The following is a 16,379-nucleotide window of genomic DNA, read 5'->3' on the forward strand; positions in this document are numbered from 1 at the left end:
GTCACCGCGACCAACAAGGTCAACAAAGTCGAACTCCGGCGCGCCGGCTTCCGCACCGACGAACCCGTGTGGTGGACCCCCGAACGCGGCACGGCATACCGCCCATTCACCACCGAAGACCGGACCACCCTCCTGAACGCCTACACGGCACACGGCCGCGAGAACGCGCTGGACCTGTAACCGGGCGCGACGACGAGGCAACGAGGCACCTCAGTTCAGTTGCTCGGCAAGGCCGACGATGACTCCCTCCGGGCCACGCAGGTAGCAGAGCAGATAGGTGTCCTCGAACCGGGCGATCTCGCCGACGAGTTCCGCGCCGTGCGGGCGCAGGCGGGCGACGGTGCCCTCAAGGTCGTCGACCGCGAACATGACGCGGTGCGTGCCGAGAATGTTGTGCGGGCGGTTGCGCGGCCCGTCGCTGATCGCCGCAGGGCGGCGGTACTTCGCCAGTTCGAGTCGGCTGTGACCGTCCGGGGTCCGGAGCATCGCGATGTCACAGTGGACGCCGTCGAGTCCGGTGCACTGGTCGGCGACGAGGCCCGAGATCTCCGCCCTGCCCTCCAGTTCCATGCCGAGTTCCACGAAGAACGCGATGGCGACCTCCAAGTCCTCGACCACGATGCCGACGTTGTCCATCCGCTGAATCGCCATGCCGGTTTCTCCTTCTCCTCGTGTGGCCGGTGGTGGCCGCTGATGCCCCTGGGACGGAGCCGGTGACACGTTCTCGACATCCTCGGACCACCGAACTCGGAAAACTTCGCCGGCCGGGCTCCAGCAACAAGCTTCGGCATGTCGCAGCCCCGCCGCACCTCGTACGTCCACCTCGGCGTGTCGTCGGCGAGGTGGGCGTACGGCAGCAGGCCGCGCCAAGCGATGGAGACCCCGATGGTGCTGCCCGATCACCGGGGCCGTGGGTGGACGCGTCGGGGCCCGCACACCGCCATGTGTGCGGGCCCCGACACCCAAACTCAGCTTCCGGCCCTTCCGGCCCTTCCGACCTCTCCGACGTGGCCGTCTTGACTGTCTCGGCCCTCTCGGCCCTCTCGGCCGTCTTGGCCGGCGCGGCCGGCGTTGCTGTCGTCCGCGTATGTGACGCGGCGTACCGCCGGGGCCGACACGACCTGGACCGTGCCGGTGCCGGGGACCCGGAGGTGGAGGAAGCCGCCGGCGATGGCAAACGCCGCCTCGACATCGGCGGTCGAGGCGCCGTCCGGCCCGAGGACCGAGTAGCCGGGCACCAGTTCGACGCGGGCCGTACGCCAGCCCTCGGGCGTCACGCGGGCACCTCCGGGAAGTCGAGCTCCGGCTCGGCCAGGTGGTTGAAGTAGTTGCTGAGTGTGTTGAGCGCGATGTGCGCGACCACCTCGGCCAGTTCGGCGTCGCTCACGCCGGCTTCGCGGGCCGCCGCGATCACGTCGTCACCGACACGGCCGCGAGTGCGCACGATCTCGCGGGCGATGCGGAGGACGGCGTCGACGTGCGGGTCCTCGTCGGCCGCGTCGCGCGTCTTGGCCAATTCCTCCTCGCTGAGCCCCATCTTCGCGCCGCGCAGGGTATGTGCGCTGACGCAGTAGGTGCAGGAGTTCTCCTGCGCGACGAGCAGGGCGAGTTGCTCGCGTACGCGGGCGCGCAGCACGCCCTTGGTGAGCGCCTCGCGCATGGCGAGGTAGCCGGCCAGGGCTTGTGGGCCGTTGGCGAGCGCCCCGTAGAGGTTCGGGACGCGGCCCAGTTGGCGCCGGGTCGCCTCAAGGAGGCCCTCGGGGTCGTCGGCGACGACCTGGATGCGTGGCATGGATGCGCTCCAAACGGTACTGATCGGTTCCGTTCCTGACGCCGAAGACGGTACCGATCGGTTCCGTTTGTGGTCAAGACCGACTACTCTTACGCGCATGCCGGTTCAAGCTCGCGAACGACTGCTCCGCACCGCCGAGGACCTCTTCTACGCCGATGGGATCCGGGCGGTCGGCGTCGAACGCATCCTCAGCGAGTCGGGGGTCGGACGCGCGTCCTTCTACCGCCACTTCCCCGCCAAGGACGACCTCGTGGTCGCGGTCCTCGAAGCCCGCGACGTGCGGTGGCGCTCGTGGCTCGTGGAACGGGTCGCCGCGCACGGCGGCGGGCCGCTCGCGGTGTTCGACGCGCTGGCGGAACGCTTCGCCACGGCCGACTTCCGCGGCTGCGCGTTCATCAACACGATGGTCGAGTCCGCGGACCCGCAGAGCGCGGCGCACGCCGTCGCCGCCCGGCACAAGGCGGCAGTCCGCGCGTACGTGCGCGAGTTGCTGACCGCCGACAACGTCGCCGAACCCGACGCACTGGCCGGGCGCTTCCTCCTGCTGATGGACGGCGCGATCGTCACCGCACTGCGCGAACGCACCTCCGACGCCGCCCACCAGGCGCGCGACGTCGCCGAGGCGCTGCTCGCCGCGGCGCGGCGCGAGCCCGCCCAGCCGAGTGACGCCAGGCCAAGCTCCCCGACCGAACCCTGAACGGCATCCGCTCGCCCGAGCACCGCATCCGTCGCCCCATCGCCGGGACCGCCCCCCGCTCCACCGCGACGCTCCCCGCGGGCGGAGCGCCGACTACCGTGGGCACGACACGATCGGGAGTGGCGATGACGGACGATCCGCACGAGACGCAGGCCGAGGCGGCCGTACGCAAGAGTGTCCGCCAGGAGTTGCGGCCGCTTGCGGACACGATGCGCGCTCTGGGCCTCGACGTCCGTACGTCCGCCCGGAAGGTTGCCGAGCAGACGCCGACTTTTCTGACCGAGGAGGACCGGGCCGCACTCGCCGACCGCGTGAACGCCGAGACGGTCCGCCACGTCCTGACCGCCGCCGAAGCGGTCAGCGAGGTGCTCGCCGCACACCAGCGGCGGACGTACCGCATCTTCGCGATCGCCTTCGCGGCTCTCTTGGCAACGGTCATGACACTGGCGGCACTTCTCGTAGCGCGGTAGGACAGCAAGCGGGGCGGGTGCCAGAAACCGCGCGCACGGGAGCGCACGATGCACACGTTGGACACCACCGCCCCGATCACCGCCGGCCCGGCCATCGCCGTGCAAGATCCGCGCGAGTCCTACGGCGACACGGCCGTGCTCGACGGCATCGACATCGCCGTCCCCGAAGGGACGGTCTTGATCGTGCTGCTCCTGAACTGATCCCCGACGGTTACTGGAGTGATCCCGGACCGGTCCCGAAGTGCCTTCAGTTCCCCGGGGCTTCGAAGGTGCGGAGCAGGTCCGCGGCGACGCTGACGGCGATGGTGGCGGGTTCCTTGCCGGTGATGTCGGCCAGCCCGATCGGGGTCTTGATCCGGCCGATGGCGCCCTCGTCGTGGCCGCCCTCCATGGCGAGGCGTTGCCGGAAGCGCGCCCACTTGGCCGACGACCCGATCAGCCCGATGGAACCGAGGTGGCTCGTACGCAGGGCCGCGTCGCACAGAGCGGCATCCTCGGCATGGTCGTGCGTCATGATCAGAATGTGGGTGCCGTGCGGCAGGCCCGCGAGCACCTCCTCGGGCAGCAGCGGCGTGTGGTGCACCTCGACTTGGGCCACCGCATCAGCCAACACGTCGAGCCGTTCCTCGGTGAGCATGTCGGCACGGCTGTCGATCAGATGGAGGTCGAGGTCCTGGCGCGCCAGGATGCGCGCCAGTTCCAGCCCGACGTGCCCGACGCCGAAGATCGCCACCGCCCGTGTCACGGGCAGTGGTTCGAGCAGCACGGCGACCGTGCCGCCGCAGCACTGCACGCCGTGCCGGTTGGTCACCTTGTCGTTCAGGGCGAAGTCCATCAGCTCCGGCTTCGACTCGGACGCGGCGAGCATCTCCCGGGCGCGGTCGATCGCAACGGCCTCGACGTTGCCCCCGCCGATCGAGCCCCACGTCCGCGTCCGCCCCACCACGAGTTTCGCGCCGGCGTCGCGCGGGGCATGGCCGCGCACGGCCGCGACGGTCACCAGAACGCCGGCCTCCCGGCGTTCCCGCAACCCCGCGACCGCGGCGATCCACGTGCTGTCAGACACCGCTCAACGCTCTTGCGTGGGTGGGGACTTGGCCGTTGGCGGCGGGCCCGTCGACGGCGGCCGAGCCGTTGGCGGCGATGCCGCCCCGGCGAGCCGCCTCGATCGCCCAGTACACCGCTTCCGGTGTCGCGGGCGCTGCGAGGTCGACACCGACCCCGCTCGGGCCGAACGCGGCGGCGGCCTGGCGCAGGGCCTCGCGTACACAGAACGCCAGCATCAGCGGGGGCTCACCCACCGCCTTGGACCCGTACACCGCGCCTTCTTCGGTGGCGTTCGCCATCAGCGTGACGTTGAACTCCTCGGGCATCTCGGAGAAGCTCGGCAGCTTGTACGTGCTCGCGGCCTGGGTCAGCAGCCGGCCGCGGTGCGGCCCCTCGCCGGCGTCCCAGCGCATGTCCTCGAGGGTCAGCCAGCCAGCGCCCTGCACGAATCCGCCTTCGACCTGCCCGATGTCGATCAGCGGGGACAGGCTGTCGCCGACGTCGTGCACGATGTCCACGCGCCGGATGCGGTACGCGCCGGTGAAGCCGTCCACCTCCACTTCGGCCGCGGCGGCGCCGTAGCTGAAGTACTTGAACGGCGAGCCCCGGAACGTCTTCGCGTCCCAGTGCAGGCCCTCGGTGCGGTAGAAGCCGGCCGCCGACAGCTGCACGCGCTGGAAGTACGCGGTGCGTACCAGGTCGTCCCAGGCAAGTTCCTTGTCGCTGCCCAGAGTACGGGCGACGCCCTCGACGATGCGGACGTCCGAGGCGCTCGAACCCAGCTGACTCGCCGCCACCTGGGCCAGCCGCGCGCGCAGTTGCTCGCACGCGTTCTTCACCGCCGCGCCGTTCAGGTCCGCGCCGGAACTGGCGGCGGTGGCCGAGGTGTTGGGTACCTTGTCGGTCCGCGTCGGAGCCAACCGCACCTTGTGCAGCGGGATGCCGAGCGTCGTCGCGGCCACCTGCAGCATCTTGGTGTGCAGGCCCTGGCCCATCTCGGTGCCGCCGTGGTTGATCAGGACGGAGCCGTCCTTGTAGATCAGCACCAGCGCGCCGGCCTGGTTGAACGCGGTAAGGTTGAAGGAGATCCCGAACTTGATGCCGGTCATCGCGAGCGCCCGCTTGGTGTTCGGGTGCGCGGCGTTGAAGGCGGCGATCTCGCGCTCGCGGTCGGCGACGGAGCCGACGTCCCGTACCTGCTGCCAGACCGCGGAGATCCGCTCCGGCTGGGTGACCAGTTGCCCGTACGGCGTCGACTGCCCCAGGCCCGGGCGGTAGAAGTTGCGTTCGCGCAGCTCCGCCGGATCCAGGCCGAGCAGCGGCGCGCACCGGCCCAAAATGTCCTCGATCACCAGCATGCCCTGCGGGCCGCCGAAGCCGCGGAAGGCGGTGTTGGAGACCTTGTTGGTCTTGGCGATGCGCCCGGCGACGCGCGCGTTGGGAATCCAGTACGTGTTGTCGATGTGGCACAGCGCCCGGGCCGTCACCGGCTCGGACAGGTCCAGGCTCCAGCCGCCGTCCGCGGTCAGGGTGGTGTCCAATGCCTGGATGCGGCCGTCGGCGTCGAAGCCGATCCGCCACTGGGCATGGAAGCCGTGCCGCTTGCCGGACATGGTCAGGTCCTGGGTCCGGTTGAGCCGTACCCGGACCGGTCGGCCGGTCAGCTTGGCGCCGAGCGCGGCAACGGCCGCGAAGCCGTGCGGCTGCATCTCCTTGCCCCCGAAGCCGCCGCCCATCCGCAGGCACTGCACGGTCACCTCGTGGCTGTGCAGACCGAGGACGTGCGCGACGATCTCCTGGGTCTCCGAGGGGTGTTGGGTGCTGCTCTGGACGAACACCTGCTCCGCCTCGTCGATGTACGCCAGCGCGGCGTGCGTCTCGAGGTAGAAGTGCTCCTGGTCGGAGAACTGGAACTCGCCGGTGAACACGTGTGCGGAGTCGGCGAAGCCGGCGTCGACGTCGCCGGTCGTCATCACGGGCCGGGCGCCGTGGAAGCTCTCGGCCGCGATCGCCTCGCGAAGCGTGATCAGGGAGGGCAGTTCGTCGAGTTCCACCTCGACGGCCTCCGCACCGAGCCGGGCCGCCTCCAAGGTCTCACCGAGCACCCAGGCGACCGCGTGGCCGTGGAACATGACCTCGTCGGGGAACAGCGGCTCGTCGTGCTTCATCCCGGCGTCGTTGACCCCGGGCACGTCGGCACCGGTCAACACGCGGACCACGCCGGGCACGGCGAGCGCGGGCCCGGTACGCAGCCCGGTGATCCTGCCGCGGGGCTTCATGACCTGCACCGGATAGGCGTGCAGCACGTCCTTGGTGCGGTGGACCAGGTCGTCGGTGTACAGCGCGTTGCCGGTGACGTGCAGGACGGCACTCTCGTGCGGCATCGGGACGCCGACGACCGGCTTCTCGGGACGCTCGGACAGATGGCTCATGCCGACACCGCCTCACTGGTCTGCGCGTACAACTTCAGCATGCTCTGGCCGAGCATCGCGGCGCGGTAGCCGGCACTGGCGCGGTGGTCGCTCATCGGCGTGCCCTCGGCCCGCAGCAGCGCGGCCGCGGCCGCGCAGGTCTCCGCCGACCATGCCCGGCCCTCGAGGGCCGCCTCCGCGGAGCGGGCACGGATCGGGGTGGCGGCCACGCCGCCCAGGCCGATGCGCGCCTTGCGGACGACGCCGTCCTCGATGTCGAGCGCGAACGCGACCGCCACGCTGGAGATGTCGTCGAAGCGCCGCTTGGCGATCTTGTGGAATGCCGTGACGCGCGACAGCGGCAGCGGGATGCGCACCGCGCGGATCAGCTCACCGGGACGGCGTACGCTCTGCCGGTAGCCGGTGAAGTACTCCGTCAGCGGGACTTCGCGCTCGCCGTCGGCGTGCGCGAGTACCACCGAGGCCTCCAGCGCGAGCAGCACCGGCGGGCTGTCCCCGATGGGCGAGCCGGTACCCAGGTTGCCGCCGAGGGTCGCGCCGTTGCGGATCAGCCGGGACGCGAACTGTGGGAACAGCTCCGCCAGCAGCGGGACCCCGCCGTCCAGCCGGCGTTCGATCTCGGTGAGCGTCAGCGCCGCGCCGATCTCGATGTGGTCCGACTCGACGCGCAGTTCCCGCAGTTCGGGCAGCCGGTCGAGGGCGACCACGCAATCCGCCCGGCGGGAGCGGATGTTCACCTCCACGCCCCAGTCGGTGGACCCGGCGACCGGTACCGCATCGGGTCGTTCGCTCAGCACCCGCAGCGTTTCGGCCAGCGTTTCCTTCCGCACGAACGTACGGCCGTCCTGGGTGTACTCGGTGGCGACCGGTGCGGGCGGTGCCTCCTCGCGACGCCGGGCGAGCGGGTCGTCGTCGGCGGGGGTTCCGACCGCGAACGCGGCGTCGCGGATCGGACGGTATCCCGTGCAGCGACACAGGTTCCCGCTCAGCGCGTGCAGGTCGAAGCCGTTCGGACCGTGCTCGGCGTCGGCGCCGTCGGACGGCTCCGCGTGCGCGCAGCGGCCGGGACGGTAGTACTCGGCGGCCATGCTGCAGACGAATCCCGGTGTGCAGTAACCGCATTGGGAACCGCCGCGGACCGCCATCTCCTGTTGCACCGGGTGCAGCGTGGACGGCGTGCCGGGCTCGCCGGCGGTGGCGAGGCCTTCGGAAGTGGTGATCTCCTGGCCGTCCAGCGCCGCGACCGGCACCAGGCAGGCGTTGACCGCCACCCAGTCGGTGGGCTTGTGCACGCCGGGACGCGCCACGAGGACCGAACAGGCGCCGCATTCACCCTCGGCGCAGCCTTCCTTGGTGCCGGTGAGACCACGGTCGCGCAGGAAATCCAACGTCGTGGTGTGGGGCGCGGCCGGTGAGATCGCCGTTTCTTTCCCGTTGACGGTAATGCGCGCCGCTACCATGACGGGTCCTCAATTCGGCACGTAGTCGATCGATTCATCATGTTCGCCAATTCAGGCAGCCTTCTGTGATCCGACGCGCCGCAGGACCGGAGTCGGGCGCAGATGCGGCACGACGCGACAGGGACGTGCCAGGAGGGGACGGCGGGCAAACCCGGGACCTGCCCGTGGACGGGCACGTCAGATCGGCGTTCTCAGCAGCCGTGTGCGATGCGACCGGAGACCCAGACCGTGCTGCGGGCGAGGCGACCGAGGTCGGAGCTGGTGTTCATCCGCGGGTCGCCTCCTTCCGGGTGGTCGTGGGTTGACGTTCCCCGGAAATTAGTGGGCTCGCGCCATCGGGGTCAAGGGATTGCCGCCGGTCTCTGGCGAACCGACAGGAGCCGAGGCCGTGCCGCCACCGCCGTCTGGCCGATCGCACAGTCCCCGGTTCCGCGGCACCGAAGGTATCCGGCGTCGCCCGACTCGGCTGGCTCGCCCTCGGCATCGTCGCCGGTGCGGTGCTGCCCGTCCAAGGCGCGATCAACGCCGAACTCAAGGCGGAACTCGACGCGCCGATCGCCGTCGCGGTGGTCAGCTTCGCCGTTGCCACGTTCGCCATCGCCGTGGTCCTCTTGGTGCTCTACGCCACGCACCGCACCCCCCGGCCCTGGGTCGTCACGCTCACCAAGATGCCCTGGTGGGGCTGGCTCGGCGGGGCCTGCGCAGCCGCGTACGTCACCGGGACCTTCCTGCTCATCCCGGAGATCGGCGCCGCGGTCACCATCGCCCTGACCGTCGCCGGCCAGCAGGTGACCTCCGCGCTGATCGACCACCGCGGCCTGTTCCGGTTGCCCCGGCGGAAGCTGACCGCGCCGCGGTTGGCGGGGCTCGCCCTGCTCGTCGCGGGCTCGCTCACCATCCAACTCGTCTGAGAGATCCCGGTTCCCGGTGCGCTGTCGGAGGGCCGACACCGTCTGGTGTGACGGGGTCGGCCCTCCGGGATGACGCGGGTGTGCGTCAGATGCGGTCGGCAGCGATCAGGACGTACTGGAACGATCCGTCCTCGTACGAGTTGACGAAGGCGTCCTCGATGCCGGTGACCAGGGATGTGGTGGCCCTGAGCTTCCAGTACGGGAGGGTCTGCGGAGTCAGGTCGACGACCGCCTGCGGGACGAGACGGTTGTCGATCATGGCGCGCAGGTACTCCCGCCGGGAGTGGATGTTGCATTCGAAGTGGGCGTTGATCTGCGAGACCCACTTCGAGGGCTGGCCGTAGCGCGGGTTCCAGCAGCCGGTGATGGTGACGTACCGGCCGCCCACGGCCAGGACGCGGGAGTGCTCGGCCATGAGGTCGTGCAGGTCGACGTACATGCTCGACTCGTTGTTCCAGGAGGCCGCGGCCTGCCCGGTCTCGAACGGTGTGTTGAGCATGTTGCAGACGCGGGCGCGGACGTAGCTCCCGATGCCGAGGTCGCGGGCACGCTGGTTGGCGAAGTCGGCCTGCTTGGCCGACAGCGTGACGCCTTCGACCTTGCAGCCGAAGCGCTGGTGCGCCATGACCATGGAGCCGCCGCGACCGCAGCCGGCGTCGACGAGGGTGTCGTCGCGGCCGATGGCGCCGAGGTGGTCCAGGAGGACGTCGGTCTGCGCCGACTCCAGGCGGTGGAGCTCGGCGATCACCCTGTCCTCGTAGGCGACGTCGCCGGTGTCGCCCAGCGCGGCATGGTCGACATCGCCGATGCCGTAGTGGTGGTGGTAGAGGCCGTCGACGTCGCCGAGGCGCAGGTTCACCGGCCTGGCCTCGTTGTTCCAGTACCGGGCGATGTCGCCCTGGTACGGCGTCGCCGGACGTGGGACGACCGCAGAGGAGCCGGTGCAGCCCGGCATGGCCGGCGTGCCGGAGGTGCCGGTGGTGGCGGAGTCGGCCGCGGTGAGGTCAGCGTTGCTCACAGATGAGTCCGTCCTTACCAGAAGTCGGGCAGGCTGTAGCGGTACGTGTTGGTCTGGTGCCAGTAGTGGTTGCCGTCCACCCACACCGCGACGCCGCGCAGGAAGCGCAGCACGCGGGGGTCGGGGCACGAGGCGGCCAGTTCGGCGGCGGCCGCCTCGAACTCGTGCATGAGGTCGTTGTGGACCTCGACCGCCTTGAGGTACCCCTCCTTCGGGGAGAGGTTCTCCTTCTCGGCGATCACCACCGGCAGGTTCAGGTGCAGGCCGGGGCTTTCGAGTTCCTTGGTGTACGAGTACAGGTCGTTGGCCACGGTGGTGGCGTTGCCGGCGAGCGCGATCACCCGCTGCATGGCGGGCAGGGCGTGCAGGTCCGCCGGGAGTTCGTAACCGCCGACCGTGTCGGTGATGGTCGGACAGGGCCGGAAGTTGTTGAACTGACGCATCGCCAGGTACTCGAACACCTCGGGGACGTACTCCGTCTCGGCCCAGGCGGCCTCGGCGAGGTAGCCCATGTGCAGCCGGGCCATGTCGTGCCGGAACCGGTCCGCCTGGGACGGGGTCGCGGCCCGGACGAAGTACTCCATGGCGGAGCGGTAGGAGCGCCGCGGGGCGTCCGACAGCAGCGACTCCCCCCAAGCCGGCTGGTACTCCTTGGTCGTGTGCACCGGGTCGAGGGCGGTGTGTGCCAGCAGGAGCCTTCCGCCCAGACCGACAGGCGAGCCGCCGTGGTCCTCGCAGTAGCAGTCGTCGACCACGTTCTCGGCGACCATCAGCCGCGTGGCGATCATCAGGTGGTCGACGGTGGGGGCGTCCGGGTGGCAGGCGACCATGTAGCGGCCGACCGAGAAGCCGTCGAACTGGTCCTCCCACTCCGGGGGGTACGCCTGGACCTCGTCCACCGCCCACCGCTTGATCCGGCGGCCGACTTCCGCCACGCGTACCGGGTCAGGTTCCGGCACGGGGTGGTGGTAGAGCCCGGGGATGGGGCTGCCCGGCGCCGGGCGCCCCGAGGTCTCCGGCGGGTCGGGCGCGGGCGCGGGCGCCGGAGGCGGCGTACGGGGGGTGAAGCGAAGCCCCGTGGTGCCCAGGCCGCTTGGGCCCTGGCGGAGCCGTGCCACGAAGGCGGACGCGTCCGGCGGCGCGGTGGTGGGCACCGACGCGGGGGGCGAGGACGTGGACGTGGGCGGTGGCGGTGGGGCAGGCCGGGGGCCGGCGCCCGGGGCCGAGAGGCGGCCCAGGACCTCGGCCAGACTCGGCGGCGGGCAGCAGGGACCGGGGTCGGGCATCGGTGGCTCCTTGGAGAAGTGGGTGGGTCGTTCCCGGGCCCCGGGCGTGCTCGACCGGCCGACGACGCTCCGGGCCGATGCGGCCGCCGTCGGCCGGTGCGGCAAGGGGCCCGCCGCCCGCTAGTCGGTCCTGCGGCCGATCTGGACGTTCTCCAACACGCCGAGCGCGTCGGGCACCAGGATCGCCGCGGAGTAGTAGGTCGTGACCAGGTAGGACATGATCGCCTGCGCGTTGATGCCCATGAACCGCACCGACAGGCCGGGCTCGTGCTCCTCCGGCAGGCCCGTCTGGTGCAGGCCGATGACCCCCTGCTTGTCCTCACCGGTACGCATGGCGAGGATCGAGGTGGTGTTGTCCTCGGTGATCGGGATCTTGCTGCAGGGCAGGACCGGGACTCCGCGCCAGGCCGGGACCGACTGCCCGCCGAAGTCCACGTGGTCCGGGTACAGCCCCCGTGCGTTGAGCTCGCGCCCGAACGCCGCGATGGCCCGGGGATGGGCGAAGAAGAACCTGGTGCCGCGCCGGCGGCAGAGCAGGTCGTCCATGTCGTCCGGCGTGGGCCGGCCGTCGTGGGACTGGATGCGCTGCTTGAAGGCGGCGTTGTGGAGCAGACCGAACTCCCGGTTGTTGACCAGCTCGTACTCCTGGCGCTCGCGCAGCGCCTCGATGGTCAGCCTGAGCTGTTCCTCGGTCTGGTCGTGCGGCCCGTTGTAGAGGTCCGCGACCCGGGTGTGAATCCGCAGAACGGTCTGGGCGACGGAGAGTTCGTACTCGCGCGGGTTCAGCTCGTAGTCCACGAACGTGCCGGGCAGCGCGGGCTCCCCCGTGTGGCCGGCCGACAGCGCGATCTCGGCCTCGCCGTGCTTGTTCTGGCTCTGCCGCGACAAGGACGCGAACTGCCGCAGGTGCTCCCGCAAATGCGGTGCCGTCGCGGTCACCGCGTCGAAGTCCGCGCGGGAAAGCGTGAGCAGGCTACCGGCGGTTTCGGCGGTGGCCGTGTAGTCCCAGCGCGCTTCGGCGTCCAGCAGGGTGTTCTCACCGAACCGGTCGCCGTCGGCGAGCACGGCCACGACGGCCTCGTCGCCGTACTTGCCCACCGAGGTCTTCCTGACGCGACCGTGCGCGATCAGGTGGATCGCCTCGGCCGCGTCCCCGTGCCCGACCAGCACCTCACCGGCCCGGAAGTCGCGCTGCACGCACCGGGCGGCGATCGCGTCCAGCACCGGTGGGTCCTCGAAGCCGCGCAGCAGCGCGAGTTCGCCCAGTTCGCGCGGAATCACCCGGACCCGGGCACCATCCTGCACGAACTCGATCTTTCCGTCGCCGACGGTGTACGTCAGTCGGCGGTTCACCCGGTAGGTGCCGCCCTTGGCCTCCACCCAGGGAAGCACGCGCAACAGCCAACGGGACGTGATCCCCTGCATCTGCGGGGCGGACTTGGTGGTGGAGGCAAGGTTGCGGGCGGCCGCCGTGGCCAAGCTGGACTGCTGCGGCGCCTCTTGCGCCTCGGTACCGGTGTCAACGGTCATCGGGTCAGACTCTCCTTCGCAAGAGCGGTGAACCGCGTATCCACGCGCGTCACCGGATGAAACAAAGAGGGACTGAATTTCCGGGCGATATGCCAACCGCGTAGTTCTCTCAAGCCATGAGAGACGTTAACGGCCTGCGGCCCCGCTCGTCCCGGGTGATTCCGCCAAATACCCCGATGGTGTGGCTCTGGTTTGCGCACGCGGAATTGCCGAATCGACCGGCCATGCCAAGCGCGGGCACCACGGCTGATCCTGGCCACCCTCACGGTCAGGTTGTAGTCGCCCTTGCCGTCCGTGAAGCGCCGTACGACGTCGTACGACTTCCCCGCGGAGGGCAACTGCTTCGCGACCAGAGCGCCGGGCGCCAGACGCCGGACGCCGGACGCCGGACGCCGGACGCCGGACGCCGACCATGTCACAACTCGGCGGGCTGTCTTGTCCTGGGTGACAAGGCGTGTGTTCGCGCCGGTGGCACGGCAGAGGGAAGGTGACGGCGATGAGGGCTTTCGCGGCGGGCGGCACCGGGATTCCGGGACGAACCGGCGTACCCCGACCGGGGAGGCCGGAGAAACCCGAGGAGGCGCTGGCCGGGGAGTTCGAGGAACTGCGGCCGCTGCTGTTCTCGATCGCTTACCGGATCCTCGGCAGCGTGGCCGAGGCGGAGGACGCGGTCCAGGAGACCTGGCTGCGCTGCGCGGAGTCCCCGACCCGCCCGGACTCGGCCAAGGCGTTCCTGTCCGCCGTGGTCACGCGCATCTCGATCAACGTGCTGCGCTCGGCGCGAGTGCGGCGCGAGGAGTACGTCGGGCCGTGGTTCCCCGAGCCGCTGCTGACCGATCCGTACCAGGACCCGGAGCGCTCGGCCGAGTTGGCCGACTCGGTGTCGATGGCGGCCCTGTTGCTGCTGGAGCGGCTGAGCCCGCTCGAACGGGCGGTCTTCGTGCTGCGGGAGGTGTTCGGGTTCGGCTTCCCGGAGATCGCCGCCGCGGTGGGCCGCTCCGAGGCGGCGTGCCGCCAGCTCGCGGTCCGGGCGCGCCGGCACATGGACGCCGGCAGGCCGCGTTTCGAGGCCGACCGCCGCGAACGCGACGAACTCGCGGGCCGGTTCTTCGACGCCCTCGCCCGCGGCGATGTCGACGCGTTGCGGGAATCGCTGGCCGCCGACGTGCAGTTGGTCGCCGACAGCGGCGGCAAGGCTCCGCAGTGGGCCACGGGCTTCTTCGGCGCCGAACGCGTGACACAGGTGATTGCCACTCTCGTCCCACCGTTCCTGCGGATCGGCGGGGTCGTGCAGCCGCACCAGGTCAACGGCCAGCCGGGCGCGATCTTCCGAGACCGCGCCGGCGGAGTCGTCAACACCTGGGGGCTCGACATCCTCGACGGCCACATCCAGGCGATCCGCACGGTCAGCAACCCCGACAAGCTCGACCACGTGGGTCCCGTGGCCGACGCCTTCGCGGTCCTGCGCGACACGCAACAGGCACACCGGCACGACGCGCACTGACCGCAATTGCCGACCGCCCGGCGGCCGTTCGCGTCGCCTGGCAACCGCTACCCGAGCACGTAACGACCAAGGACGAACCATGCGCATCGCAGTCTTCGGGGCCAACGGTCCCACCGGCCGTCTCCTCACCGGACAAGCACTCGCCGCCGGACATCACGTCACCGCGGTCACCCGCCACCCGGACTCCTTCCCCCTCCGGCACGACCGGCTCGACGTCGTCCGCGCCGACGTCACGGATCCGGCGGCCGTCGACGGCGCCGTGGCGGAGCGTGACGCGGTGCTGTCGACCCTCGGAGTGCCCCCGGCGAAGCAGCCGATCCACACGTACTCGCGCGGAGCCGCGAACATCGTCGCCGCGATGAGGCGGCACCGCGTACGCCGGCTCGCCGTGGTCAGCTCCAGCGGCGTCGACCCGCGCCCGTACAGCGATGGCGGGTTCCTGTTCAATCGCATGTTGCTGCCGTACGTCACCCGAGTGTTGGGCAAGACGCTGTACGACGACATGCGCCGCATGGAGGCGCTCGTCCGGGAGAGCGACCTCGACTGGACGATCGTCCGCCCGAGCGGTCTCTACCATCTGCCCGCAGCCACCGACTACACAGTGGTCGAAGGCCACGCCGACGCGAGGTTCACCGCTCGCGCGGACCTGGCCGCGAGCATGCTGGCGATGCTGGCCGACGACCGCCATGTCCGCAGCACCGTCAGCGTCGTCACCACCGCGGACAACCCCACACTGCTGCAGTGGGTACGACGGGAAGCGCTCGCGAAGCGATGAGTGGTCCTGGCCGAACCGCCCCGTCCCCCTGGCACGGCCTGCACTCTCACCGAGCGTGACCGCACCGTCAGCCGCGACCACAACTACGACGGGTGGCTACCGCGTCGGGCCCCGCACACCAGCTGGCATGCAGGGCCCGACAAAGAAGGTGGACGGTGAGCGGGCCGCCTCTCGGCGGAAGGCTCACCGAGGCTCCAGCCTGACGGTATTCCTCGGCGGCAATAGGTGAGGCCCGGGGGCACCGAACTCACCGACCATGCTGCACAACACCTTCACCACGGCGGCCATTCCCACATCGCAGGCCGGTTCGGGTCGGGCAGGCCGCGGCCGTAGGGATTCGCCTGGCTTCTGACTCCCGCGATCTCCTCGGCGGGCGGGAGCCGCCGGCGCGACCCCGAGCACGCTGCCGACCAGGGGCCCACGCCGTGGTGGTCGGTCAGCAGGCGCGGTGCTCAGTCGTCGGATACGGGCGTACGCGGTGACTGCGCGCCGAACGGGTTGCTGCCGACCTGCTCGGACGCGGTGGGCGGTGCCGACCCCGCGAAGGGGTTGTGCCCGAACGCACCCTGCGCCGCGCCGTCCGCCGTCCGCCCGGACCGGCGCCCGCGTGCGCGGCGCACCCGCAGCGCTACGAAGGCGACGACGAGCAAGACGAGGAACACAATCTGCGCCTCGTCGGCAATTGCGTCGGGCAGGAGGAAGAACGCCACATTGGCAACGATGTCGGCGACGAAACTCCCCACACCAGCTTCGGACACAACGGATCCCCTCAAGACGCCCGATGATTGACTGACGATCAGATGACGACGGGTCAGCATAGAGGCCACCTGCGGTCGCCCCGCGAGCGGATTTCGGCCTGATCGCCTACCGGTCGCCGCTCAGGCATGAACTCAGGTGCTGTGCGGGAGGAATGGCCGCTTCGATTCTCCGGAGCCGTAGCAGAGCCTCACGCCGGTAGGTCGAAGAGTGGGACATCCATCGGTGGGAGCAGCACGTTGCGGAGGTCTCGGATACCGGTGTGCCATGCTCGTGCGTCGGCTGCCGTAAGCCACGTCGCGGCAAGGCGGGTTTCGTCGGCGGCAACGCGTTCAAGCGCTTCGACGGCCAGTACTCGGGAAAGTCCCCGGCCCTGTCGTTGTCGAACGGACCGGTGCCCCAAGTACCCACATCTTCTCCTCGTACAGCTTCCGGCGGTGATCTTCGCAGGCACTCCGCTCGCGTTGATTCGCTGGTGCTTACGGCTCAGGTCGGATGCGTGCTGTTGAGGAACCGGACCGGGGTGTATCCGGGGCGATGTGGGGTCGTTGCGTGGGGATGAAGATCGTCCAGGGGGTGGTTCGCGACTGTGTCTTTTGCGGGAGTTGCCGCGCTCGTCCTGTCCGGGTCCGCGCACGCCGACCAGAGGTTCGAAGTCGGCGGGGCTCACGGAGCGGTGAGCACGATCGTGCCGGGTGGCT

The 16,379-nt window shown here is 70.4% G+C and carries 16 protein-coding genes and 1 pseudogene; 7 read left to right on the forward strand and 10 right to left on the reverse strand.

Going from position 1 to position 16,379, the window contains the following annotated elements; all coding sequences use genetic code 11:
* Positions 1–180: pseudogene (locus tag AB0C36_RS27965) on the forward strand (acyl-CoA synthetase); the annotation flags it as partial.
* A gap of 30 nt (positions 181–210) precedes the next feature.
* Here the strand turns inward: AB0C36_RS27965 and AB0C36_RS27970 are convergent.
* The 3 genes from AB0C36_RS27970 to AB0C36_RS27980 form a co-directional block, all read right to left on the reverse strand.
* A complete protein-coding gene (locus AB0C36_RS27970) occupies positions 211–651 on the reverse strand; it encodes a VOC family protein (protein ID WP_358359091.1) in 441 nt (146 codons plus the stop codon).
* A gap of 317 nt (positions 652–968) precedes the next feature.
* Positions 969–1,277, reverse strand: a complete 309-nt coding sequence (locus AB0C36_RS27975) for a hypothetical protein (RefSeq protein WP_358359094.1) — start codon at positions 1,275–1,277, stop codon at positions 969–971.
* Positions 1,274–1,792, reverse strand: coding sequence for a carboxymuconolactone decarboxylase family protein (locus tag AB0C36_RS27980; protein ID WP_358359097.1), 519 nt, complete (start codon positions 1,790–1,792; stop codon positions 1,274–1,276). The genes AB0C36_RS27975 and AB0C36_RS27980 overlap by 4 nt, the downstream gene beginning before the upstream one ends.
* A 97-nt stretch (positions 1,793–1,889) precedes the next feature.
* On the opposite strand from AB0C36_RS27980, the gene AB0C36_RS27985 reads away from it, so the two are divergent.
* From AB0C36_RS27985 to AB0C36_RS27995, 3 genes are all read left to right on the forward strand, one after another.
* A complete protein-coding gene (locus AB0C36_RS27985; protein ID WP_358359099.1) occupies positions 1,890–2,489 on the forward strand; it encodes a TetR/AcrR family transcriptional regulator in 600 nt (199 codons plus the stop codon).
* Positions 2,490–2,614: 125 nt separating this feature from the next.
* Positions 2,615–2,959, forward strand: coding sequence for a hypothetical protein (locus tag AB0C36_RS27990; protein WP_358359101.1), 345 nt, complete (start codon positions 2,615–2,617; stop codon positions 2,957–2,959).
* Positions 2,960–3,007: 48 nt separating this feature from the next.
* Positions 3,008–3,160 carry a hypothetical protein gene (locus tag AB0C36_RS27995; RefSeq protein WP_358359104.1) on the forward strand — a complete coding sequence of 51 codons (153 nt, stop codon included), beginning with the start codon at positions 3,008–3,010 and terminating at the stop codon, positions 3,158–3,160.
* Between the two features lie 46 nt (positions 3,161–3,206).
* Here the strand turns inward: AB0C36_RS27995 and xdhC are convergent, their stop codons facing one another.
* Genes xdhC through AB0C36_RS28010 form a run of 3 tightly spaced genes read right to left on the reverse strand, consistent with a single transcriptional unit; the run spans position 3,207 to position 7,898 of the window.
* Positions 3,207–4,025: a xanthine dehydrogenase accessory protein XdhC gene (gene xdhC, locus AB0C36_RS28000; protein WP_358359105.1), complete on the reverse strand. Its 819-nt coding sequence runs from the start codon at positions 4,023–4,025 to the stop codon at positions 3,207–3,209.
* Positions 4,018–6,438 carry a xanthine dehydrogenase molybdopterin binding subunit gene (gene xdhB / locus AB0C36_RS28005; protein WP_358359107.1) on the reverse strand — a complete coding sequence of 807 codons (2,421 nt, stop codon included), beginning with the start codon at positions 6,436–6,438 and terminating at the stop codon, positions 4,018–4,020. Before xdhB ends, xdhC begins: the two co-directional genes overlap by 8 nt.
* On the reverse strand, positions 6,435–7,898 hold the full coding sequence (locus AB0C36_RS28010; RefSeq protein WP_358359110.1) for a xanthine dehydrogenase small subunit: 1,464 nt from the start codon (positions 7,896–7,898) through the stop codon (positions 6,435–6,437). Before AB0C36_RS28010 ends, xdhB begins: the two co-directional genes overlap by 4 nt.
* Before the next feature lie 404 nt (positions 7,899–8,302).
* On the opposite strand from AB0C36_RS28010, the gene AB0C36_RS28015 reads away from it, so the two are divergent.
* Positions 8,303–8,809: a DMT family transporter gene (locus AB0C36_RS28015; RefSeq protein WP_358359176.1), complete on the forward strand. Its 507-nt coding sequence runs from the start codon at positions 8,303–8,305 to the stop codon at positions 8,807–8,809.
* A gap of 85 nt (positions 8,810–8,894) precedes the next feature.
* Here AB0C36_RS28015 and AB0C36_RS28020 read toward each other — a convergent pair whose 3' ends face one another.
* From AB0C36_RS28020 to AB0C36_RS28030, 3 genes are all read right to left on the reverse strand, one after another.
* A complete protein-coding gene (locus AB0C36_RS28020; RefSeq protein ID WP_358359178.1) occupies positions 8,895–9,764 on the reverse strand; it encodes a geranyl diphosphate 2-C-methyltransferase in 870 nt (289 codons plus the stop codon).
* A 77-nt stretch (positions 9,765–9,841) separates the two neighbouring features.
* On the reverse strand, positions 9,842–11,113 hold the full coding sequence (locus AB0C36_RS28025; RefSeq protein ID WP_435839129.1) for a family 2 encapsulin nanocompartment cargo protein terpene cyclase: 1,272 nt from the start codon (positions 11,111–11,113) through the stop codon (positions 9,842–9,844).
* Between the two features lie 120 nt (positions 11,114–11,233).
* The gene (locus AB0C36_RS28030) at positions 11,234–12,643 is read right to left on the reverse strand and encodes a family 2B encapsulin nanocompartment shell protein (RefSeq protein ID WP_358359113.1); all 1,410 of its coding nucleotides are present in this window, start codon (positions 12,641–12,643) and stop codon (positions 11,234–11,236) included.
* Positions 12,644–13,139: 496 nt separating this feature from the next.
* On the opposite strand from AB0C36_RS28030, the gene AB0C36_RS28035 reads away from it, so the two are divergent.
* Together AB0C36_RS28035 and AB0C36_RS28040 are read left to right on the forward strand one after the other, a co-directional pair.
* Positions 13,140–14,147 carry an RNA polymerase sigma-70 factor gene (locus tag AB0C36_RS28035; RefSeq protein WP_358359116.1) on the forward strand — a complete coding sequence of 336 codons (1,008 nt, stop codon included), beginning with the start codon at positions 13,140–13,142 and terminating at the stop codon, positions 14,145–14,147.
* A gap of 79 nt (positions 14,148–14,226) precedes the next feature.
* Positions 14,227–14,922 carry an NAD(P)-dependent oxidoreductase gene (locus tag AB0C36_RS28040; protein ID WP_358359118.1) on the forward strand — a complete coding sequence of 232 codons (696 nt, stop codon included), beginning with the start codon at positions 14,227–14,229 and terminating at the stop codon, positions 14,920–14,922.
* A 452-nt stretch (positions 14,923–15,374) separates the two neighbouring features.
* Here the strand turns inward: AB0C36_RS28040 and AB0C36_RS28045 are convergent, their stop codons facing one another.
* Positions 15,375–15,740 carry a hypothetical protein gene (locus AB0C36_RS28045; RefSeq protein WP_358359121.1) on the reverse strand — a complete coding sequence of 122 codons (366 nt, stop codon included), beginning with the start codon at positions 15,738–15,740 and terminating at the stop codon, positions 15,375–15,377.
* Positions 15,741–16,379 lie beyond the last annotated feature (639 nt).

Origin of the sequence: Streptodolium elevatio, assembly GCF_040649515.1 — a bacterium.
Lineage (GTDB): Bacteria > Actinomycetota > Actinomycetes > Streptomycetales > Streptomycetaceae > Yinghuangia > Yinghuangia elevatio.